Source organism: Leptotrichia sp. HSP-342, from assembly GCF_041199995.1.
In the GTDB taxonomy this organism is placed as follows: Bacteria; Fusobacteriota; Fusobacteriia; order Fusobacteriales; family Leptotrichiaceae; genus Leptotrichia; species Leptotrichia mesophila.
The window spans coordinates 2149312-2173319 of sequence record NZ_CP165646.1; the positions used below are offsets into that span (position 1 = coordinate 2149312).

The window sequence follows — 24008 nt, forward strand, 5'->3', positions numbered from 1 at the left end:
ATTTCATTTAATAAAACAAACACAAGATTTGAGTAAAATAACTTTGTATTTTAAGTTTGACTTTATTTATATTTTATAATTTAAACCTACTATTAGTCAAGCATTTTTCAACATATTTTTATGTTAAATCAATTAATTTTAATTTTTAAATAATACAGTCGATAACATTGCAAATTTAAGTTTCAAAATAATATAATTGTAAAACAAAAAAATACAGTCAATAAATCAACTGTATTTCAAAAATTTTTAAACTAATTTATTAAAAGTCTGAATAATTGGAGCACTTTCACACATTTCTACTAATAATGGTACAATTCTAGTAAAATGTCGGCTTGCATTATGCTGCTCAATAGCTTCATTAGATTCCCATTCCTCAACAAAAACCAAATGATTTTCTTTTTCGGTATTTTGTTGTAGATGGTATGAAATACATCCTTTTTCCTTACGGCTTTCCTCTATAAGTTCATTACAAAGACTTATAAAATTAGATAATTTATCATTTTTCACTTTAAAACTTGCTAATATATGAATCATAAATTAATCTCCTTTCTAGGTATATTTTATAAAAAAAAATACCTACATCAATTGTAAGCATAATATAATTAATATAATGGTGCCTAGAAGAAGATTCGAACTTCCGACCCTACGGGTATGAACCGTATGCTCTAGCCAACTGAGCTATCTAGGCATTTGGTGGCGGGAGCTGGATTTGAACCAACGACCTTCGGGTTATGAGCCCGACGAGCTACCATGCTGCTCTATCCCGCGACAATGAAAGTTTGTTATTAAATGGTGCCTCGGGCCGGACTTGAACCGGCACGGGATAAATTCCCACAGGATTTTAAGTCCTGTGCGTCTACCGATTTCGCCACCAAGGCTTATTTTACTTAAAAAGTAAACTTACGAATAATATTATATAGTATTTTCCTCTATTTGTCAACTCTTTTTTTCGTAATACTCTTTTTACTCAAAAAACAAGAATTATTAAGTCATTTTACTAATAATAATTTATTTTTTTATATAAATAATTAATCAAAATAATTTAGACATATATAAAATAGAAAAAGTTTAATTAAACTGTAAAAAAAACTATTGCGATATCTAGATTATTACTAGATATTGCAATAGCTATTCCTTTATTAATTTTTAATTAATAGATTATCTTGTATTTGTTTCTCCATCTATCTGAATTAATACACTTTGAATATTTGGAAAGTTTTTTAATATTGTATTTGTCACAGCCTGAGAAAATCCATTATATAATTCGGCATCTTTTTTTAAATTAGCAAATGATGCATTTAATTTCACAACTGTTGTATTTACATTATCAATTCTAAGATTATATGCGCTTCTAAATTTCATATCCTCTGTAATATAATTGGAATTTCTTATGATTCCGTTTATAAAATCACCTTCTATAAGGTTCATTTGTCGTGGTACTGTAATTTCCCTCTCGTTAACTGTCCTTGTTGCAGGATCATATACAAAAATAGAAATTTTATTCTGCGTTTCTTCTTCCTGTGTTGTTTCCTGCACCAAATTCTTATCTACATCTACATGAATTTTGCTTTTATGCTCGTTATCATAACGATTTATTGCAACTACTGCAACTGTTATTAAAAAAAGTAATGTTACTAAAAAATTACTGTTTAAAAGACCTTTTTTCTTTTTAGGTTTTTTCTCTTTTGTTTTTTTTTGCATAAATTTCTCCTATGCTATTTTGCATTATTTAAAATATTTTCTTATTGCATTACCAATAGCACTTGCTGCACTTTCTTGACCTTCTGGTGTCAAGTAGTGTGATAAATCAGAATAATTATTCATAAATCCTAATTCCACAAGTATTGATGGTGAATTACTTCCACGAAGTACTGCAAAGTTTGCTCCAAATACTCCTCTTCTTCTTAACCCTGTTGTATTAATAAGATTATCTAGTACAGTTTCAGCTATAGCTTGACTTGTTTTTTGATTTTTTCTATAAAAAATATCATTTAAGATAAAGTCTGAAAATGGCACATCTCCATAACTTCCATCAACTCTATTTTCAAATTTTGCTACTTGTGCGGCATAGCTTCCTTGATCTTTTTTGCTATAGTAGAATACTTCTGTTCCATTTGCTGACGAACTTGAACTTGAGTTCAAGTGGATACTTACAAAAAAGTCTGCATTTGCATCATTTCCGATTTTTGCTCTTGTATCTAATGGTACAAAAAAGTCTGAATTTCTTGTTATAATAACATTAAAATCTTGTCTTAGATTATTAGCTAGTCTTGTTGCTACTTGTAACGCTATATCTTTTTCATTGTAACCATTTCCTCTTGCTCCCGAATCATGTCCACCATGTCCAGGATCTACAACAATCGTATACTTTTTATTTCCAGTGGGAGTATAAGTATTTGACTGTCTTTGTGTTTGCGTTTGTGCTGTTTGTGTATTAGCAGTTGATTGACTTTGTGTTGTTGTATTATATCTTGATGTTTGTGAATTATTATTTCTTGATGCTGTTTTTCCGCCATCTAACGTTACTTGAAATTGTCCAGTTCTACTTACAACCTGATAAGTTACAGATGGTTTTAAGTAAACGTAAACAACAACCATTCCATTTCTTTGAGTTGTATAAACTTTGCTTATATACTGGTCATTTTGATTAATAAATGCCTGAACATTGCTTTCCATTTCACTGTTTGGAAAACTTAGCATTAAAATATCTTCATTTCCTAGTTTTGTAACTGATGCATTTGGCATAATTTGCTTATTTTCTCTAAATGTTCCTATAACTTTTCCATTATTGTATGATATATTTTTCAAAGTATCAGAAAATGTAATCGCACTCACAAAAAGTAACAGTAATAACAATATTCTTTTCATTTTTTTCCTCCTATTTTTTTATTATAATATCTAATACCAATTTTATTTTTTTTCGATTTTGTCTACTGCAGACTTTAGAACTGTCATTCTAGCATTCTTATCTATTTTCATTTCTACAGTTTCTGTTAAAATATTTACAATAGTTCCCTGTATACCTCCAACTGTCGTTATTTTATCTCCGACTTTCAAATTTTCCAGCAATTCAGCTTTTTGTTTTTTCTTTTTCTTGTTCGCAAAATATGTTGGTAAAATTAATATTGCCATAAATGCTACATAAATTAATATTACCCCAATTGAATTTTTATCCATTTTTACTTTGTATAATTAAACTTATACTTTCCTCCTTCTTTAATTTTAAAATCAATTTTAATTATAACATAATTTAAGATATGTTTCAATTTTTTAAAAAATTATTTTTTTCATACTAAACTTTATTTAAATAACAAATTTATTACAAACTTTTTTAATAAAAAATATAAACCTAATATTTAAATGAAAAATAGTATTATATGTATTTTTCCTTCATTTGTATAAAATATTTACTATTAATAATCTTACTTATACCAAATTCATTTAAAAATAAAAATGACTATCTCAAAAAATTAATTTCAAGACAGCCATTTCGTGATTAAAATGAAAAAATTATTTTTAGTTAACTAAATTAATTTAGTCAATTAAGTTAGTTATTATAGTTATTATTTTTCTGAAATTGCATCTACTCCTGGCAATACTTTTCCTTCCAAGTATTCAAGCGATGCTCCTCCTCCAGTTGAAATATGTGAGAATTTGTCAGCAAATCCTAATTGGATAGCTGCTGCTGCTGAATCTCCACCACCGATGATTGTCTTAGCTCCAGATAATTCTGCGATTGCTTTACATACACCGATTGTCCCTTTTGCGAAGTTCTCCATTTCAAATACTCCCATTGGTCCGTTCCATACTACTGTTTTTGCACCAACTAGAGCATCTGAGAATAATTTAATAGATGCTTCTCCTATATCTAATCCCATCCATCCATCTTCGATAGCGTCTACAGAAACTGTTTTAAATTCTGTATCATTTTTAAATTCTTTTGCTACAACTGTATCAATTGGCAATAACAATTCAACATTTTTTTCTTTAGCTTTTTTAATCAATGAAGCGGCTAATTCCACTTTATCAGTTTCTAATAATGAAGAACCTGTGTTTTTACCTTCAGCTTTTAAGAAAGTGAACATCATTCCTCCACCAATAATTACTTTATCAGCTTTGTCTAATAAGTTTTCTATTACACCAATTTTATCAGAAACTTTTGCTCCACCTAAAATAGCAACTAATGGTCTTTCAGGATTGTCAACTGCTCCACCGATAAATTCAATTTCTTTTTCTACAAGGAATCCTACTGCAGACTCTTTTATATTTGAAGCAATTCCTACATTTGAAGCGTGTGCTCTATGTGCAGTTCCGAATGCGTCATTTACGAATACATCTCCAAGTGATGCCCAGTATTTACCTAATTCAGGATCATTTTTAGATTCTTTTTTACCGTCCAAATCTTCAAATCTAGTATTTTCAAACATTAAGATTTCTCCGTCTTTTAACTCAGCAACTGCTGACTCTAATGCTGCTCCTCTTGTTTCAGGCACGAATTTAACTGGTTTTCCTAGAACTTCTTCCAATCTTTTTGCAACTGGCGCTAAAGTTTTTGATGCTTTATCAGCTTCTTCTTTTACTTTCCCTAGGTGAGAGAATGCAATTACTTTTCCACCATTTTCCAAAATGTATTTTAAAGTTGGAAGTGCTGCTGTAATTCTATTATCATTTGTAATAACTCCATCTTTTATTGGTACATTGAAATCAACTCTTACTAATACTTTTTTACCTTTTACATCTAAATCTTTTAAAGTTTTTTTAGCCATTCGGTTATATCCTCCTAAAATTTATCATAATATCTTTTCTTCCTAACTGAATTATACCACTCTTTAAACTCATTTTCAAGTTATTTAATCATAAAGATTAAAGAAAATTTTTATGTCCTAGATATTTGTCATCACTAAGATTTTCAATAGGTATGTTTAGTATAAATCTTAGATATTTCTTTAACAGTAGATTTTTTTCAATTAAAATGATAAAATATATTATAAACAAATTTGAGAATATTCAACCGCTTCAAAATCAAACTGTAAAAATCAGAATATATTTACTGCTTAAGGGAAAAACAGTATAGTTTTTTGAGTTTGGTTTCAAAGCGGATTTTGTATGTCTAAAATTTTTTATCCTTAATACCCGAGTTAAGATAAACTCCATAGTATGAGATTTAACTTAGGAAAAGATTTTGGCATTACAATAAAAATTCTTAAAAAAGAGGAGAGGAGAGTAAAAAATGTATAAAATATTTAAAGATGTGGAGTACAAAACACTTAAAGAGGGAAAAAGTTTTAAGATAAAAGGCATCGAATATGATTCACGCAAAATTGAAAAAGATTTTATTTTCGTAGCAATGACAGGAAGCATCGTGGATGGACATGACTTTATTCAGAAAGCCATTAATAACGGTGCAAAAATGATTATTTCCGAAAAAGATACTGACACAGGGCAATACAAAAATATTGATGATGTAACTTTCATACAAGTTGAAAATATACGAAAAAAGCTTGGAATAATCGCTTCAAACTACTATAGCTATCCGCAAAATAAAATAAAAATCATTGGAATTACAGGAACAAACGGAAAAACTACATCAAGTTTTGTTCTTGAAAATATCTTGGAAAAAACTGCTAGAATAGGGACAACTGGAAATCGTATTCTTGATGAAGAATTTGAAACAGTAAATACAACTCCCGAATCGCTTGAGTTAATAAAGTTGATTGACAAAAGTGTAAAAAGTGGAGCTGACTACTTCATAATGGAAGTAAGTTCGCATGCCCTTGAAATTGGACGTGTTGACATGTTAAAATTTGATTCTGTAATTTTTACAAACTTAACTCAAGATCATTTGGACTTTCACAAGACAATGGAAAACTATTTTAATGCTAAGAAAAAAATATTTTCAATGCTAAGAAATGATAAAAATCATAACGGTATCGGAGTAATCAATATTGATGATGAACACGGGGCAAATATTTATTCTGAAAAAAATGGAAAAAACTATATTTCAATAAGTGTAAAAGATGAAAATGCTGATATATGGGGAGATATTCTGAATTATACAAATAATGGAATGAAAGTAAAAATAAATCTTAGAAATTTTCTTGAAAAATTTGGAAAAAATCTGAAAAATACACAAGAAGTATACAGAATTGAAATAGACTTAGTTGGAGAATATAACTTGTATAACCTTCTTGGCTGTGTAGCTTCAGTACTATCGCTAGGAATAGAGATGGATACAATTACCAGAAAGCTGGAAACTATGCCAGCAGTTCCTGGAAGATTTGAAACAATAAAGAATGATTTAGATGTAAGGATTGTAGTGGACTTTGCGCATACTGATGATGGTCTTCTGAATGTTGGAAAGACTCTAAAACAGATTACTGATAACCGTGTAATTACAGTATTTGGTGCAGGTGGTGACAGAGATCATGAAAAACGTCCAAAAATGGCACAAGCCGCTACGAAATTCAGCGATTTCATTATCTTAACTTCAGATAATCCACGTACAGAAAATCCTACAAAAATTCTAGCAGACATAGAAAAAGGGCTTATAGGTGAAAAATTCCCTTTTGACAAATACCTTATCATCGCTGACAGAGAAAAGGCTATAAAATATGCAACAAGAATGCTTGAAAAAGGCGATAGTCTCCTAATTGCTGGAAAAGGACATGAAACATATCAGATAGTCGGAACTGAAAAAATTTATTTTGATGATAGAGAGGTTGTAAAGGAAGCGCTGGAAAGCAAAATATAAAGAGGCTAATGCCTCTTTTTTCTCTAAAATCATATCTATTGAATGTCGTATAGATATTAAAAAAAATCAATTTTAATTTCCGACTTTATTTTTCCTCCTTTTTTCCCATGTACTATAACCAGATCCATTTTTTTATATCTATTTATTTCAATTGAGAGAATGTTCATATTATTTTCATAAATGTATTTGAATACATCATTTAACCTACTATTTGGAACAATTACAAAAAATTCTCCATGATTGTTCAAAAGTCTTCGAATTTCTTTAAAAAGTTCTTCCAATGTGAGTAAAATTTCATATTTACTAATGCACTCTGATTTGTTTTTAGATAATTTTCCAGAATTAATTTTTTTATATGGCGGATTTGAAAAAATAAAATCATATTTCCCATTAATATTTTTTATATTCTTATTTAATGGGATTATTTTTTTATTCAAATTATTTATTTCAATATTTTTTTCTAATATTTCATACACATCTTTCTGTACCTCAACTGCAATAATTTTCTCCAACACATCAATTTCTGAAATTAATAGACTCATTATTCCCTGTCCTGCTCCTATTTCTAAAATTACGCTTTTTTTATTCTTCAAATTTTTATTTTTTTTACTAAAGTATTTTCTTAAAAAATTAGATAGTAACAAGGCATCTTCTGTTATTTTTAACCCCTTTTCCTCTATAACTATCTTTTTATCAACACTTTCCAGAATTTCAATATATCCCATCTTCTTAACTCCTTTTTAAAAAAAATAAAAACTGCCCCAAATATTTTTATACTTGAAACAGTTTCTGAAAACATATTTATTTAAATTTATAAAAAACCAAATTTTTTTATCAAACTATAAATTGAAAAAATTTTAGAATGTATTTTATAAAATTTCTAATTCCTTGTCTGCATATTCATGTGCCAGTTCCAGCCTTACACGTTCTTTCGAATTTTCAAATGTTGCCTGTGTAAATGGTATTTCGGATGTTTTTGTTATCAGATAGTATCCTGAAGCATCATTTCTTTCAAGAATTCCATTTTTTTTCAGCGCAAATATCTGGTTCATCAGTTCATCGTTTTTTCCAATTCCTGGAATTGCATCTGATTTAACCATTTTTGTGAATCTTTCTTTTACGCTAAATTTATATTTATCTTGTTTTTCTACTGTGCTCCACGTAACTTTTCCACTTTCAATTTCTGCTTTCAGCTCATTAACTTTTTTAATAATTTTTTGTTTTGAAGCTTCAGAAATAGTTGGTGTTATTAGAATATGGCTAACTTTTGCAACATTTTCGTTATTTGCATCTTTACTTTGAATATATATAATATGGTATCCAAATTGAGTTTTTATTGGTCCAACAATGTCTCCTGCCTTCCCGCTCTTAACCGCATTTGCAAATTCAGGTACAAGTTGTGAAAGATCGGCTGTTTCTCCTAAACTTCCACCGTTGTTTGCTGATCCTGGATCTTTTGAAAATTCTTTTGCTTTAGCTGCAAAGTTATCTTTATTTGTTGTTTTCATTATATCTTGAGCTTGTTTCTTGGCTGTTTCAAAATCTCCATCTCCTGCCTGATATTCTTCTCCAATTACATAACCGCCTATACTGTTAGGAATATTGTAGTTATTTTTATTCGCATTAAATTTTGCCTGCAATGCAGCTTCATCAGGCTTATACGTATCAATCAAGTAATTATAATATTTTTGTGAATAATCTCTTAGCTGCTCCACGCCTGTTAGTTCCGGATCGGCTTTTATTCCTGCCGCCTTTGCCTTGTTAGAAATTTTTACAAATTTATCAAGATTTGTCTTCAATGTTGCTTTTAGTTCGTTTACAGCCTTATCTGAGTATCCTTGCTGAGTCTGTGAAACAAGATTTACCAACTGCTCATTTACAGCTTCATTTGTATATTTGTAATCTCCATTTTGCGCTACAGCTGCTGTCATATTGGCATACATTTTTTCAAATTTCTTGTCCTTAAATGCAATTTTAGTTTTTTCCTTAGCCTTTGCAATGTATGAATTTAGAATCATGATATTCTTATCTTGTGTCATATTTTCCTTAATTTCTTCCTTCACATCTTCAAAGTCCCTATTTAAAAAAGCTCTAGAATATTTATTTCTCTCATATGCTTTTTTAATTTCTTCATCTGTAACTTTGTCATTTGAAAATATCTTTTCTCTCATTTTCCCAATTATCTTTTCGTCTTTTATCGCCTTTTTAAAAGAAGTTATGTTATAACCTCTTTTTCTTAAGTGATCAGAAAATTCTTTTCTGTTCATTTGAGACTGTTTCTGATAATTGTCAAATTCCTTGTTTATTTCAGATCCACTTACTTTTATTCCTAAATTATGAGCTGATGAAAGTAGCACTTCCTTATTAATCATAAGCTGTAAAACATACTCATCTATAATATTATCAGGAATATTCTTTATATTTTCCGTACTTACTCCAGCTTGTGACAATTGTTGTATCTTCTGCTGATTTATTTCATTAAGCTGAGACTTTAGTCCATAGTTCTCCCTGTCAAAATCATCACGGTAAATTTTTGTTCCATTGACTGTCGCAATCACTTCCCTGTGGTTCATAGCTCCAAATACGTTATTTTTTAGGAACAATATACCTGTTACAAGCATTGATATTCCAAATATTCCTATCATAACTGCAGAAATAATTTGAATTGCTTTCTTGTGAGTTCTAAATAATCCCATTATCTGTCTTCCTTTCCTTTTTCTTTAGTCATTTAAGTATTATAGCATACAATACACTATTTTTCTATTATTTTTTAAATAAGAATCACGTAAATTTTCGGAAAAATTTCTTTTAGACTGATTTTAGTATTCTTTGCACTTTCTCTTCATCAATTTCTGATATTTTTCTAACTAGCTTAGGATTATCAAAATGCTCATTAATAGCCTTTTCAAACCAAGTCACACCAATCCATTTTCCAAATTTATACCCTGAATTTTCAAAATATGCAGCCTTTTTAAATCCAAAGTAGTTGTGTAATTTCTCGCTGTTTTCATTAGGATAAGTTACAAGTCCATAAACATTTACAACATTCTGCAACTTCAATATTTCAATCAAAATTTTATATAACTTTTTCCCAATTCCATTTCCATAAAATTTTTCATCAGTATAGACAGAAAGTTCCGTATCCCACTGATAAGCTGCCCTAGTCCAAATTTTATAAGCGTAGGCATAACCAGCAATCTTATTTCCACATTCACAGACAATATACGGATATTTCTCTGAAACTTCTTTTATTCTGCCTTTAAATTCCTCAACTGAAGGCACTTCATATTCAAATGTAATAGTGGTATTTTCAATATACGGTTTATAAATTTTTAAAATTTTTTCAGCATCTTCTTCAGTTGCAAATCTAAAAATTAAATTTTCTTTTTTTATTTTCATCTTTTCACCTTCACATATCTGTTTTTCATCATTATAGTAAATCTATTTAAAATCTAGAATAAAAATATATAAAAAAACAATGGATTAAGATACAGCCTAATCTTTTACTCTTAATTTTAAACTAGAATTACTATAATAGAAATACTATTAACTTTTTTCAATATACACTTTAAATTTGTAAAAACTTTTTAATTAAAAACAGTTTTAGCCCTATTTTAAAGGTTAAAACTGTTCAAAAAAATATTTAGATAGGGACGTCAAAGTCCTTATATCTGTTTATTCTGTTAAATAATTCTTCACATAAAATGGCATACCCGTGAGGAATCGAACCCCAAGCCTTCTGATCCGAAGTCAGACGCTCTATCCAGTTGAGCTACGGATACACAAAAAAGTAAGTTATAAAAAACTTACTTTGCTAATACTTTTAAAATTTTAGGGCTTAATGTTTCTTTGTTCTTTAACAAGATTTTTTTTACTTGGTCGTTATTTTTCCCTTTTAAAGTTTTCATAGCTTTTGTACAAACTCTTACTCTAACTTCTTCGTTGTTAATAGTTAGAAGCATTGTTTGTAAATTTGGCCTCCAAATTCTTTTTGTAGCTCTGTGAGAGTGACTTACTCTATTTCCATGGCTTACTGTTTTTCCAAAAACTTCACATCTTTGCATCTTTATTCACCTCTACTAAAATATTTTAGTAGTTCTCCTTTCATCTTTATTTTTTTACAGTCATTTACTGTTTTTTATTATAATATATTAACTTAACTCTTTTAAAAAAATCGTTATTCAGTTAAAATTATTTTTACATATCGAAACTTATTTTATCATATTTTATGAATTTTTACAAGTTATTATCCATATTTTTTACTTTATTTCATAAATTTTCCTTATTTTTGAAAAAATTTCTTTAGATTTGGTGGAAAATAATTCGGTCCTTTTATTACCTTTCCATCTTCACGATAAATTGGATTTCCGTTTTCATCCAGCTTGCTAAGGTTACTTCGATGAATCTCCTCAAATACATCCTCAATAACATCCTGCATCCCATGCTCAATTATTGTCCCACAAAGAATATAAAGCATATCTCCAAGAGCATCTGCAACTTCCACAACATCTCCTCTTTTAGCCGCTTCTAAATATTCCTCATTCTCTTCCTTCATCAAATCAAATCTCAATTTTTCTAGTCCATTTTCTAATTTTCCAATTGGTTTGTCAGAATTTCCAAGTTTATAAATTCTGTGAAATTCTTCAACACATTCTATTTTTCTTTTCATTATTATATCCTTTCTTAAAATTTATTTCTAAATATTTAAATTTTCTATTCTTAAATCCTAAATTACTTTATTACATAATTATTTTCTTTTTTATAATTTTTAGTTTTTTTACGCAAAGGTATCAGACGTCATACCCCTTATTTCGCAATAATATCTATTATAACGTATTTAACTGGTATCACTTAATAAATGTAGCGAAAGTTCTACGAACTACTCCAGATTTATCTAAATCTTTCTTATAAAGAAAAAATATAAAACATAAAAATATCTATTAATAAATTACTAGCCTATTTTATTATTAACATCATCAAAAAATACATAGTCAAAGCTTTTACAATATCTGAATACAATATAATTGCTGAAAAGAATCTTGTTTTTTCCAAAATTTCAGTATTGCCTTCTTCTACTTTTTCTAATATCTTAGTTTGTATATTTTTTATGTCTTTTTTTATTAACAAAACTGCCAATATCAGTGTTAGTAAAAACATTATTCCTGCAACAATGGCTTTTTGCTTAAAAAAAAATGTAAATTCACTATAAAAAATTGCAAGAATTAAGCCCATTATTAACGACAGGACTGTTAAGGCGGATTTCATATTCTTTTTTTGTTTATTTATTAATATTTTTGGTAAAATGAATAAAAACAGAATTTCTAAAATAAATAAAATTATAAAGAATATTCCTTTTACATCTGGCACCTTTAATTTTCTTAATGACTGAATTATGTTATCCAATTCAAAAATCATATAGTTTTTTAATATCATACACAGCAAAATTGAAATAGCAATTCCTGAAAATACCCATATTCTGCTTGCTAAAATTTCTTCATTTATAAATTTTTTTACTTCCTTGACTGTTTCGGCATCTATTTTATTTTCTATTTTCCTGTTACTTTTCAAATTTTTCCCCTTTAATAAATAGAATAAGAGTTATTTTGAGATTGCATTAACAATTTTAATATTGGTAATCCCAAAATAACCCTTTATATTTTTTATTAAATTATTTTTTTATCTTTTTCTTCCTAAAATTCTTACAAGACTCAAGAATAAGTTTACAAAATCCAAATATAATTCCAAAGCACCAACAATTTCAATTTTGTTAAGAATATCTGAGTCTTCATGAACTGCACAGGCGATAATATTATTTCTTATTCTGTTTACATCAACTGCAATATAAATTGTAAAAATGATTACCCCTAATACTGACACAAATAAATCAATTGCACTATTTCCTAAAAACATATTTACTACACTTACTAAGATCATTGCTATTATTCCAGCTGTAAGCAATGGCACAAATCTAGTCAAGTTTTCCTTAGTAAAATATCCATAAATTGCTAAAACTACAAAGATTGACAATGTTCCTAAAAATGCTGATCCGATTACATCTGGAGCATATCTGAGCCCAATAACCGAGAACGTCAATCCGCTCAATGCCGAATATATTAAAAATATAAGTTTTAAGACACTCGAATTTGCTGTATAAACTAAAGCTGAAAAGGCTAAAACTGCAACAACTTCTAAAATAAGAAATATCCAGTATTTCTCTACTATCATAAATGCAACAGAATTTCCATTATTTACTCCATTATAAACCATAAAACCAATACCACCAGTTATAAGAAGCCCTATTACCATCCACATCATACTTCCACGCACTTTTGAAATTATAAGTCTGTTTAAATCATCATAAGTCATTGACATTTGTCCGTTATATTTGTTGTAATCATCGTTATTATGATTGTAAGTTTCCAATTCATCATAATCATTTTTCATAAAAATCACCTCATTAGTTTAGTCTTTTTCATTTCTTCAATCATTTTAATAACTTGAACAGCTTAATCCAAAATTCTATATCCAAGCTATCATCTATTATAATATTATAACTTTTTTACTTTTAAAAAGACTTTTATTTACCAGTTAAATTACTTAATCTTATTTTTTATTTTGAAAACGGAACAAAAGATTCCTGTTTTAAAGTTTGGATAATTTCTTCAACTGATACGTTTTTACTGTCTTGTGAACCAAATCTTCTTACGTTTACTTCGTTGTTTGCAACTTCATTTTTACCAATTATTAGTTGAACTGGTATTTTTTGGTCTCCGTTTGCTTCTCTGATTTTGTATCCAATTTTTTCTACTCTTGTATCAAGTTCCACTCTGATTCCTGCATCTTGAAGTTTTGTAAACAATTCTTTTGCAAAAGGTACCTGTTCGTCAGAAATTGTCAGGATTCTTGCTTGTACTGGCGCTAACCAAGTTGGGAATGCTCCTGCATAATGTTCGATCAAAATTCCGATAAATCTTTCCAAACTTCCATACATTGCCCTGTGAATCATTACAGGCTCGTGTTTTTCACCATCTGCACCTATATAGCTCATTTCAAATCTTGCTGGAAGATTAAAGTCTAACTGGATTGTTCCACATTGCCAAATTCTTCCGATTGAGTCTTTCATCTTAAAGTCGATTTTTGGTCCGTAGAATGCTCCATCTCCAGGATTTAGCTTGTAATTAATTCCTTTATGTTCCAAAGCTGATTTCAAGTTTGCTTCAGCCATTTCCCATATTTCGTCTGAACCTATTGCTTTATCAGGTTTTGTTGACAATTCAATGTGGTATTCAAATCCAAACACAGTATAAAATTTATCATATAAATCAATAATTTCGATAATTTGTTCCTCAATTTGCTCCTTCGTACAGAAAACGTGGGCATCATCCTGTGTAAATGCTCTAACTCTCATAAGCCCGTGTAAAGCTCCACTAAATTCGTGTCTATGAACAAGTCCCATTTCTCCATATTTCAATGGTAAATCCTTGTATGAATGCAAGTTATTCTTGTAGGCAATTATTGAACCCGGACAGTTCATAGGCTTTATTGCATATTCTTTTTCATCAATTGTTGATGTATACATATTTTCACGGTAATTGAACCAGTGTCCAGAAATTTCCCACAATTCCTTATCTAGCATAATTGGAGTTTTTATTTCCTGATAACCTCTTTTTTTATGCTCAACTCTCCAGATTTCCTGCAATTTATTAAATAATTCCACACCTTTTGGCATAAAGAAAGGAAATCCAGGTCCATGCTCGTCTACAAAGAACAAGTCAAGCTGTTTTCCTAATTTTCTGTGGTCTCTCTTTTCAGCTTCTTCCATCATTGTCAAATAGTCATCCAGCTCTTTTTTTGTTGCAAAAGCTACTCCGTAAATTCTTTGAAGCATTTTATTGTTTGAATCTCCACGCCAGTAAGCTCCTGCTGTTGACATTAGCTTAAATGCTTTTAGGTAGCCAGTCGATGGAATGTGTGTTCCACGGCATAAGTCTATAAATTCACCTTGCTGATAAATGCTAACTTTATCTGCACCCAAGTCTTCAATTATCTCAACTTTGTAAGTTTCACCTTTTTCAGCAAAGAATTTTTTTGCTTCTTCGGCAGTCATTTCACTTCTTTTAAATTCATAATTCTCTTTTACAATTTTTGTCATTTCCTCTTCAATTTTTGCTAAATCTTCTTCAGTAAACGGTTTTTCAGGGTCAAAATCATAAAAAAATCCATTTTCAATAACAGGCCCTATCGTAACCTTTGTATTTGGGAAAAGTCTTTGCACAGCCTGAGCCATAATATGTGCCGCGCTGTGTCTTATAATTTCTATCCCTTTTTCACTTGTATTAGTAATTATTTCAATTGTTCCAGATTTGTCAATAATATGAGATGGATCAACTTGCACACCGTCAATTATCGCCCCAACGGTTGCCTTCCCAAGACTGCTCCCAATACTTTTTGCAAATTCTACAACAGTCATCGGATTTTCCAACTGTCTTTTACTACCATCAGGCAAAATCATTTCTATCATTTCGATTCCTTCTTTCTCTCTTTTGTCAAATAAAATTAGGCTCTAGTTAGCCTAATCGCATAATTATTTATTATAGTATAATTCTTATTTTTTTTCAACCTAAAAATTTAAAACGTCTCCAAAAATTTGCATTTCAGAACAACCAAGCAACTATATTCAAAAAACAATAAAAAATGAGCAAGAATTGAAATTTTATTCTCACTCAAAAGTTATTTTTATTAAATATCACTTTTCAATATTGGGGTGGTCTATATCTTTAACTTCTAATTAATAATTCAAACGTTAACGTTTTAATCCACTTCGATATTGGGGTGGTCTATATCAGAAATCAATCTTTCTCTGTTAGGAGATAAATGTTTTAGTCCCCTTCGATATTGGGGTGGTCTATATCATAAAATTTATCATCAGCTTAAAGTTTTATATAGTTTTAGTCCCCTTCGATATTGGGGTGGTCTATATCTGTAGAATTTAGTCCATGGAATTTTGGATTGTTTTAGTCCCCTTCGATATTGGGGTGGTCTATATCAATCCATGCTATCCAGCAGCTGATCCACCATGTTTTAGTCCCCTTCGATATTGGGGTGGTCTATATCCCATCCTAAATTCTTACTGATGAGATATTTATTTCTAATTTTTCTATTTTTGTCTTTATTAATGATATAGAACCACCTTATACTATTATACCACATTTTTTGATTTTTCAAAATTCTAATATTTTATTTTGTGAAATTTTTTCTCCCATTGTCACTTCTCCTGCGAGCACCTTCATTTTTTGAAACTGCTCTTCTGTCAGTATAATGGAACGAATTGAGGAATTTTCTGGAGCGAGCATTGATAACTGTTTTTCTGCCAGTTCGATTTTTTCTTTTGTTTTTGACCTTATTATATATACCGATTTTTGAAGCTGATAATATCCTTTTTCTATCAATTTTTTCCTAAAAGTCCTATATTCAAATATCTCAACATCTGTCTGCATAGGAAAATCATACATAAGCAGACCAAAATACTCAATACTCATAGTCCATCACGCTCAATGTCGGAATTATCACTTCTTCATCTTTTACAAAATAATTTCTTATGCTATCCAAATAATAGTCTACCGCTTGGAAAAAATCATATTTCTTATCATTAAATAATACCTTCTGCTGTGCTACAAGAAGTATTTTTTGTCTTATCTCCTTACTTAATTTCACTTCATTCAAAATATCCTTGTACATATAAACAAGATAATCCACCATAGGACGAAAAACTTCTATTATATCATCAGAAAAATTATAAGCATTAAACTGTGACTTATGATGTAATCCCAGACTCGGATGAAACCCTTTTGCTACAATCTTTGACGATATTATAGCTCTTAAAATCATATATCCATAATTAAGTGCGGAATTCACACCATCTTCATCAAATCTTTTAAAACTATTGCTATACAATTCCTGAAAATATATCCTTGAAGCTATTGCTTCCTGATGTTCTGCACTCACATCATCTTTTTTCAAGTTTTCCTTATATGTTTTCAGTCTTTCAATGGAAACATCACTTTTTTCAAGATACTCTAACAATGCTCTTTGATTTTCAATCTTATTCTCCACTATCCTGCTCCACAATTTTTCCTTTTTCTCTTTTTTCCACTCAATCTGTTCATTTATTCGTAAAGTCACTTGAAAATGATTAAATAATCCCAGCGAATGAATTTCAGGCTGATGTCTCTCATTGCAAATAATAATCGGAATATTATTTTCCACCAGCCTCAACTGTAAAATCGCACTAATCTTGCAATGACAATTTTCAATAACTATCGCAGATATATCATTCAAAGAAATCTTATTTTTCTCATCATTATTATCTTCATCAATCATTACAAGCTGATTATTCGATATTGATAAATCATCAGCCTTTGTTATGTGAATTATATTGGACATTTTTCTTCAGACTCCTTATTTTTTATATTCAAATAATTTTTTAAAAAACTCAACATACTTTTCATGAATTAGTTTTATTTCTGGATACTTTAAATGTTTTTTAGGAATTATATTTTCACTTAATTTCAATTTTTTATCTGTTTTACAATAAAAAACAACTGGTCCTCCATCTTTTCTAACAATTTGATATTTCTCAAAGATATTATTAATAACATTTTGAACATCTCGTTGATATTTTAAATTGTAATCAAAGATATCATAAAAATCATTTAACAATTCTAACAAAGACTTATTAGTTTTCTGGAAATAATTAAAATGTGCTATTTCATTTCTAAAATTCTTAATACTCTTATATTCTTTAAATTTATATTCTTTGAAATTTTTCTTGTTTTCATATTCCTTTATTTTATATATTTTACAATCTCTTTCTACTTTATATGCCCAACTCAAATAATGACTATAAATATCATTTATAAAATCATACCCTTTTTTTAATCCATCTCCATAAATCATATTTTTATAGTAATAAAATAATTGTTTATTATTATTAATTTCCTTAATTTCCTTAACTTCATCAATATTATTATTTTCCTCAGAAGAAATATATTCATCAACCTTTCTCTGATTTTCTTCTTTTTCATTATATAATTCTTCATATTTTTCTATATTTTCTTTACATAATTTAATATCATCATTCAAATTAAAAAATCCTTCAAAAAATTTAAATGTTCCATTTCTTTTTGCCTGTTCAATACCATATAAAACAATCCAACTGCTGTTTTCATCATTTCCTGATTTATAAAGAGGTTGATTTATTACTTCCTGATTTTTATTTTTTATTTTTATTTCGATATCTTTTATATCTTTTTTTTCAATATCTTTACCGTACATTATTGAAATATCTTCATCATAACTTTCTAAATAATGCTTTTGTATTAACCTTTCCTTATGTTCTAACATTACTTTCAAAATATATAAAATCTTTCTTAATTCTTCTGTATAAAGTTTATTTTTTTCTGGTTTATATTTTGAAACATTTTTTTCTCTAAATTGAATAAATTTCTTTATATCATGAATTAAGTTAGATATTTCTTTTAAATCCAAAAATTGTGCAAGCGATATAAAAACATAAGAATCATTAGAATATGTTATATTTTTATTCATTTTTTGTTTTAAAATTTTCAACAATTTATTTTTATCATTCTCGTCTAATTTTTCTTTTTTCTTATATTCTGATAAATTATCTAATATCCAATTTAATTTTTTATTCGTTAAGAATTCACTAAATTGAACTACTATAAACTCTATCCACTCCTTATTCATTTGTGAAAGCCTGTTATTCAACATTCCTTCTCTCTGAATATTTCTATATAATATTTCAATATTTTTATTATTAACAGCTTTATTGTCAGTAATGTAACTATATGAAATTTTTTTTACTTTTATTTTATTTCTATATAAATTTAAATACTTAGATATATTATTTTTATCATTTTCTATTTCATATTGGAAATAGTAATAATAAATAGTTTGCAATAAATATTTTCTTGCTCCGTTTTGTCTATCATCTATATTCTCTAATTTACACATTCTTTTATATATTTTATGAAATTTTGGAAATAAATAATCTATAGTATTATTTTCTTTAAAATTAAAATTCTTAACTACTTCCATTATCTTCACTCCAAAATCTCTGTAAATATTAAACACATTATTTGATTCATATTTTTCAATAAAATAATCGGGTATCTTTTCTAATATATCTTCAAAATAACTTCGAATTTTTTCTTTATTATACATTTCCCATTTTTCATTATCTTTATTATCTTCATGTATTTTAACTATTGTATCTTTTTCTTTAATACTTATAGACTTTTTCACATTAGATCCTAATAATTGTGATGGATGTAGTATTTTTTGCCTAAATTCCTGTATAAATAAAACCATTCCTTTTAACAATTCTATATCTTTTTTGATTTCAGGATATACACTATATAATATCTCAAAAGAACAATAAGGTAACAACTCTATTGTTACATTATACCCAGCTAATATATCAGGATTCTTAATATTTTTTTTATTCATTTTTTTACTTGTAGTTCTTGTATCTAACAATATATTTAACGTATATCCCACTTTCGATACTGCTGTAGATAACTTATTCAAAAATGTTTCTTCAGCTTTCAAAATTTCTAAATCATCACTTGATTCTATATTTGGATTTTGAAATTTCATTTCAAAAATTTTATAACTATTAATTTTATTTATAATTGATTTTTTCAATTTTTTCATTACTTCATTTGAATCAAAAATCTCTTTTATTCTCTTTCCTAAATTTTCAAAATCTACATTTTCTTTTTGTTGTAGTTCTAAACATTTTCTATATCTTCCTTTTATATAATTATGAATCATACTTAAAATATATTTTTCTTTATTTTCTAGTTCTTCCTCCACATTAACATTATTTTTATAATGTTCTTTTATTTTTACTATAATTTCAGACATTTTATCCTTATTTTCTTTTTTACTATCTACAAAAGAAAATTCTAAATTTGATATTTCATCACATAACTTATCTATTTTATAATTTTTTTTAATAAGTTCTTCTATTTCTCTTTCCAATTCTTCTTTACTTTTATCTTCTAATTCTTTGATTGCTTCTTCTTTATAATCTTTTTGATAATACTTTTTTAAATCATATTTACTATAATCTCCTAATTTTAATCTTCTTTGTAAAGTTTCTCTTTTTTCAGAATCAGAGGCAATACTTTCATCATTATGTCCTAAAAGTTTAGAATATTTTTCTTTTTGAGACATATTAGAATATATTTTAAATATTTCTTTACAATATTTTTCTCCATCATGAGAAAACCAGTTTTCTAGTTCTTTTTCATTTTCAAACTTTTGTTTTACTATTTGCTGAATAAATTCCAACAAAACATTACTTCTCTTTTTATTAAAAGAAATAGTCAAAAGTTTATCAGTTTCTAACCCATTTTCCTGCTGCTTAAATACTTCTTTTAGATTTTTTATATCTTCAAATTTTATTTCTTTCTGAAATATTTCATATACTTTTTCATCAGTATAGTCTAAATATTCCAATTTAAATATTTTATTACAAATATTAAAAATTATATTGTTGAAATTCTTAGCTTCTTTAAGTCTTTTTTTCATAATTTCTCTTTCATCTTTGTAAAAATTTCTACAAATTTTTTCCTTTTCTACATCTTTTCCCTGTTCTTTTACAATAATTGATTTTTTAAAAATTTTATAGCATTTTTCTTCAAATTTTTCATATTCTTCTTCGGTATAATCTTTTATAATAATACAATTATTTTTTATATTTCTTTTCATTTTATTAACTTTAAAGATAAATTGTTCCATAGAACCAAGAAATTTGGCTTTATTATTTGAGAGTATTCTATAATAAGTTTCTGTTATATCTATATCTACATTATCATTTTCATTAACATATTTTACTTCTCCATCACTAACAATTCTTTTTAAAATAATTCTCTTTTTATTTTCATCCCAATCTCTCGCTATTTTCGTTATTCTATACTTTCCTGTTCCCATTCCAATCTCCTCATTTCTACTTTAATCTAATTAAATATTTTTAAATTCAATTCAATTTACATCTTTCTAATCAAAAATACAATTTTCCATTTTTAGTATACCACATCAATATTAAATTTCAAAAAAATAAGGAACCATTAAATATAGCTCCTTATCTCTATTTACTCATAATCTGCATCTATCCTAACTTTTCGCAAAATCATCCCTTCCTTAGCTTTTAAATCCAATTTAATTTTTCCAGCCGGACTTGTTCTGAATATTCTGCCTTCTGTTACCAAGTCAATAAATCTTTCATCTTGATAATTTGTCTCAAATTCCACGTTTTCCCAACTGTTAAATGAATTATTTATTACAATAATAATTGAATGATCCTCAATTACTCTTTCGTATGCAATTATATCTCTTTCATTGTCAGCAAACACTTCTCTAAACTTACCATAAACAAGTGTTTTATTTTCAAGACGAATTTTTATTAACTTTTTATACCATTCAAATAAATCACGGTCGACTTTTTGTTGATAAACTTCATTTTGATTAATGTGAGACGGATTTTTTTCATCATCATATAAAAATTCATTCCATAACATCGGCTTTCGACAATATGGATCTGTTGCTCCCCACATTCCTACTTCATCACCATAAAACAGCATTGGTGCTCCAATATAAGTCATTTGGAATATTGAAATTAATTTTAGTATATCTTTTGGTTTGATTGGACTATTTCGCCAATCTATTGTTGTATTTGGATGATAATTTGAAGCTAAATCTGGACGAATCCCGTTATATCCTTTTTCCAGCTGTTTTCCTTCCTCCAGATTTCTTCCAAGCACATCATTTACAATTCTTGAATAAAGCCTGTCAGTATCATGCGAACCGTTTAAGTTCTGACTCGCCTGTAACGCCTGATACGGATACCAAGTTCTTTTTTCTCGAAGTTCGTTGAAAAAGTCTTATGCCTTTAATTTATACCTTACACCACCTTCACGGCTTTGATTTATAAAGAAACCAATGACTGTTTTTAACCATTCATAGTTCATTACAGTGTCAAATTTATTTCCACCATTAATATCTCCTGCAGCATTTCCCCAAAGTTCAGCAGTTATGTATGAATCTTTCTTGCTGCCCTTTACAACTTCACGCCATTCATTCCAGAAATTCTGATTTTCAAGACAATTTGGCACATCTAGTCGCCATCCGTCAATCCCGTCATCCTCCATCCAGTTTTCACTTTCTTTTCCGTCAGGCCCATACATCCATTTTCTTGTAATATTGAAAATATATTCCTTGTACTCCTGATTAAATGTGTTAAATTCAGGAAGCGAATCAAATCCTGCCCAAGCGTTATAAGCAGTTCTCTTTCTATTTGCAATTAAAGTTTCAAATGCCTGTTCTTCATTCATTTCATCTGTTATTGGGACATGTTCTCCAAAATCTGTAAATTTATACCAGTCCTTGTATTTAGAATTTTCTCCATCCGCAAGCACCATATTAAATGTCCAGTGTTCACTGCTACTATGATTGAAAACCCCATCAAATATTACACGGATACCATTTTTATGAAATTCCTTTATCAAATCTACCATTATCAAATCTGATTCTGTCCAAACCCAAGTTGATGGGTCTTCTGTTTCCCCATATCCATTTCTCCCCCGATTTTCACCATTCAGGCTTACTTCCAGAAGTTTTAGCTCACTGCTTGTCGAAGCCTTGTTTCCAAGTACATCCACATACGACTTATTCCCATATTTGTTATTTTTATTAATTTCCACACCATGAGTTTTTCCACTTGTCTTTATTGTTCCAAAGTCTGGTGAAATATGTCTAAAGTCATTTGCCCCATATTTATGGTTTTGATATGAGAAAAATACTGGATTTAGCCATACTGCATTAATTCCCAATTCCTTCATGTATGGTATTTTTTCTTTTATTCCCTGTAAATCTCCACCATACATTCTAGCATATTTCAAGCTGTAGTCAATTTCACGCTCACCTAGTTTTTCCCAAATTACCTGTTCTCTAAAGTCAGCAGTCCATCTGTTTCTATCAAACTGACTAAGTACATTGTTGCTTTTTTCCCATTTATATTCTTCTACAAAATTTTGTTCGTGAAGTCTATTTGGCTTAAATGCTTCTGGTCCAAATTCATTAAAAATTGGATCATTATAATGATTTCCATTGTAAAATCTGTCTGGAAAAATATTGTACCAGATTGCCTCTTTTGCCCAGTTTGGCACATCAAATAACTGTATATCCTTAGAAGTCGTATTCACAATTAATCTCTTTGGTTTGCTATAGCTCAATGTTTTTCCGTTAAAATATGCTCTTGAGCCATTATCTTCAAGAATAAAATAATACAAAAGCTTTTTGGCTTCTTTACCAAAATTTATTATCCTTTCAAAATAATCAAATCCATTTGTCTTATCCTGATATCTTTCCAATTCATAAATCATCTCATAATTATCTTCTTCATGTAAAACAACACTAATATAGGCTCGTTCCACATCGTTCATCTGAGTTCTTATTTTAAATTCATATTCACTATCCGACAATTTATTAAAATATTGCAAACTGTTATAATTATGCACTATCGCCTTCAAATCAGTATTTTTATCAATTGCTTCATACACAAATTTTCCAGTTCCAAAATCTCCTTGAGGAAACAATGCTCCATTTTCTCCGATAACCAGTTTTCTATTTTCATTTTGAGGATACCATTTTCCATCAATCAGATATTTATATTCATAAACTCCCTCTGGCGAAGCAAGTACTACTTTATAGTTTGTTCCTTCAAAATGATGGATAGGTTCTGTATCAGGCTTCCAGTTATTAAAGTTACCTGCAATTTCAACTTTATCCGCCTTTTCCAATCCAAAATCAGCGATATCCAAGTTCATTCTGTAAAATTTCATTTTAGTTAATGAAAATATCTTTTTTGAGGGAAAGTATTCTACATAAATATCTATTCCTTTTTGAAATCCAGTTATTGATTTTGGTGGCAAGTTTTCATCCACTACTGCCTCAAATCTTTTTGCAAAAGGTGCTGTATGACTATAAGTCACACCACTTATTGCTCCACTTTCCTCATTCTTTATTTCAAAAAAATAACTTCCTGATTCGACATTTCCCCATTTGTATATAAAATTTTCCCAATTTTGTTTTAAATTTTCTTCCTTATAGAATTTATTATCTTTATAAATTATAATTTTATAGCCCATTTTTTCTCCTAATTATCTACTCT

19 protein-coding genes, 4 tRNA genes and 1 CRISPR repeat array are annotated in these 24008 nt (G+C 28.4%); of the genes, 1 reads left to right on the forward strand and 22 read right to left on the reverse strand.

Translation table 11 applies throughout. The features are described from left to right. Positions 1 to 246 precede the first annotated feature (246 nt). The 8 genes from AB8B23_RS10725 to AB8B23_RS10760 form a co-directional block, all read right to left on the reverse strand. Positions 247 to 534, reverse strand: coding sequence for a putative quinol monooxygenase (locus tag AB8B23_RS10725; RefSeq protein ID WP_369712737.1), 288 nt, complete (start codon positions 532 to 534; stop codon positions 247 to 249). A gap of 77 nt (positions 535 to 611) precedes the next feature. Further along, positions 612 to 688: transfer RNA gene (locus AB8B23_RS10730), tRNA-Met, on the reverse strand. 3 nt (positions 689 to 691) lie between these two features. Then, positions 692 to 768: transfer RNA gene (locus tag AB8B23_RS10735), tRNA-Met, on the reverse strand. Between the two features lie 22 nt (positions 769 to 790). Continuing rightward, positions 791 to 878 (reverse strand) — tRNA-Leu (locus AB8B23_RS10740). A gap of 280 nt (positions 879 to 1158) precedes the next feature. Next, positions 1159 to 1701 carry a GerMN domain-containing protein gene (locus AB8B23_RS10745; RefSeq protein WP_369712738.1) on the reverse strand — a complete coding sequence of 181 codons (543 nt, stop codon included), beginning with the start codon at positions 1699 to 1701 and terminating at the stop codon, positions 1159 to 1161. Between the two features lie 24 nt (positions 1702 to 1725). Next, on the reverse strand, positions 1726 to 2868 hold the full coding sequence (locus AB8B23_RS10750) for an N-acetylmuramoyl-L-alanine amidase family protein (protein ID WP_369712739.1): 1143 nt from the start codon (positions 2866 to 2868) through the stop codon (positions 1726 to 1728). A 42-nt stretch (positions 2869 to 2910) separates the two neighbouring features. Beyond that, a complete protein-coding gene (yajC, locus tag AB8B23_RS10755; RefSeq protein WP_021744047.1) occupies positions 2911 to 3177 on the reverse strand; it encodes a preprotein translocase subunit YajC in 267 nt (88 codons plus the stop codon). Positions 3178 to 3563: 386 nt separating this feature from the next. Continuing rightward, entirely contained in the window at positions 3564 to 4766 is a 1203-nt protein-coding gene (locus AB8B23_RS10760) for a phosphoglycerate kinase (protein WP_369712740.1), read from the reverse strand. A 464-nt stretch (positions 4767 to 5230) separates the two neighbouring features. Here AB8B23_RS10760 and AB8B23_RS10765 point away from each other — a divergent pair, with 464 nt between their 5' ends. Beyond that, positions 5231 to 6751: a UDP-N-acetylmuramoyl-L-alanyl-D-glutamate--2,6-diaminopimelate ligase gene (locus AB8B23_RS10765; RefSeq protein WP_369712741.1), complete on the forward strand. Its 1521-nt coding sequence runs from the start codon at positions 5231 to 5233 to the stop codon at positions 6749 to 6751. Positions 6752 to 6807: 56 nt separating this feature from the next. Here the strand turns inward: AB8B23_RS10765 and AB8B23_RS10770 are convergent, their stop codons facing one another. The 14 genes from AB8B23_RS10770 to AB8B23_RS10835 all read right to left on the reverse strand — a co-directional run bounded on the left by AB8B23_RS10770 (position 6808) and on the right by AB8B23_RS10835 (position 23985). Then, complete coding sequence (locus AB8B23_RS10770) at positions 6808 to 7476, reverse strand: methyltransferase (protein ID WP_369712742.1); 669 nt, start codon at positions 7474 to 7476, stop codon at positions 6808 to 6810. A 144-nt stretch (positions 7477 to 7620) separates the two neighbouring features. Next, on the reverse strand, positions 7621 to 9447 hold the full coding sequence (locus AB8B23_RS10775) for a peptidylprolyl isomerase (RefSeq protein WP_369712743.1): 1827 nt from the start codon (positions 9445 to 9447) through the stop codon (positions 7621 to 7623). Positions 9448 to 9559: 112 nt separating this feature from the next. Further along, a complete protein-coding gene (locus tag AB8B23_RS10780) occupies positions 9560 to 10150 on the reverse strand; it encodes a GNAT family N-acetyltransferase (RefSeq protein ID WP_369712744.1) in 591 nt (196 codons plus the stop codon). 306 nt (positions 10151 to 10456) lie between these two features. Then, a tRNA-Arg gene (locus AB8B23_RS10785) sits at positions 10457 to 10533 on the reverse strand. Positions 10534 to 10557: 24 nt separating this feature from the next. After that, positions 10558 to 10815: a 50S ribosomal protein L28 gene (rpmB, locus tag AB8B23_RS10790; protein ID WP_021744054.1), complete on the reverse strand. Its 258-nt coding sequence runs from the start codon at positions 10813 to 10815 to the stop codon at positions 10558 to 10560. Positions 10816 to 11033: 218 nt separating this feature from the next. Continuing rightward, positions 11034 to 11420, reverse strand: coding sequence for a hypothetical protein (locus AB8B23_RS10795; protein WP_369712745.1), 387 nt, complete (start codon positions 11418 to 11420; stop codon positions 11034 to 11036). A gap of 287 nt (positions 11421 to 11707) precedes the next feature. Next, positions 11708 to 12319, reverse strand: coding sequence for a hypothetical protein (locus AB8B23_RS10800; protein ID WP_369712746.1), 612 nt, complete (start codon positions 12317 to 12319; stop codon positions 11708 to 11710). Between the two features lie 108 nt (positions 12320 to 12427). Beyond that, a complete protein-coding gene (locus AB8B23_RS10805; RefSeq protein WP_369712747.1) occupies positions 12428 to 13195 on the reverse strand; it encodes a Bax inhibitor-1 family protein in 768 nt (255 codons plus the stop codon). Positions 13196 to 13361: 166 nt separating this feature from the next. Further along, complete coding sequence (thrS, locus tag AB8B23_RS10810) at positions 13362 to 15272, reverse strand: threonine--tRNA ligase (RefSeq protein ID WP_369712748.1); 1911 nt, start codon at positions 15270 to 15272, stop codon at positions 13362 to 13364. A gap of 287 nt (positions 15273 to 15559) precedes the next feature. Continuing rightward, positions 15560 to 15865: direct repeats of the CRISPR family, unit length 36 nt; unit sequence GTTTTAGTCCCCTTCGATATTGGGGTGGTCTATATC. A 107-nt stretch (positions 15866 to 15972) separates the two neighbouring features. Further along, entirely contained in the window at positions 15973 to 16290 is a 318-nt protein-coding gene (gene cas2 / locus AB8B23_RS10815) for a CRISPR-associated endonuclease Cas2 (protein ID WP_369712749.1), read from the reverse strand. After that, the gene (gene cas1 / locus AB8B23_RS10820; protein ID WP_369712750.1) at positions 16280 to 17194 is read right to left on the reverse strand and encodes a type II CRISPR-associated endonuclease Cas1; all 915 of its coding nucleotides are present in this window, start codon (positions 17192 to 17194) and stop codon (positions 16280 to 16282) included. The genes cas2 and cas1 overlap by 11 nt, the downstream gene beginning before the upstream one ends. Positions 17195 to 17209: 15 nt before the next feature. Further along, the gene (locus AB8B23_RS10825) at positions 17210 to 20770 is read right to left on the reverse strand and encodes a hypothetical protein (RefSeq protein ID WP_369712751.1); all 3561 of its coding nucleotides are present in this window, start codon (positions 20768 to 20770) and stop codon (positions 17210 to 17212) included. A gap of 161 nt (positions 20771 to 20931) precedes the next feature. Then, a complete protein-coding gene (locus tag AB8B23_RS10830; protein ID WP_369712752.1) occupies positions 20932 to 21600 on the reverse strand; it encodes an alpha-glucosidase C-terminal domain-containing protein in 669 nt (222 codons plus the stop codon). A 120-nt stretch (positions 21601 to 21720) separates the two neighbouring features. Next, positions 21721 to 23985: an alpha amylase N-terminal ig-like domain-containing protein gene (locus AB8B23_RS10835; RefSeq protein WP_369712753.1), complete on the reverse strand. Its 2265-nt coding sequence runs from the start codon at positions 23983 to 23985 to the stop codon at positions 21721 to 21723. Positions 23986 to 24008: the final 23 nt, after the last annotated feature.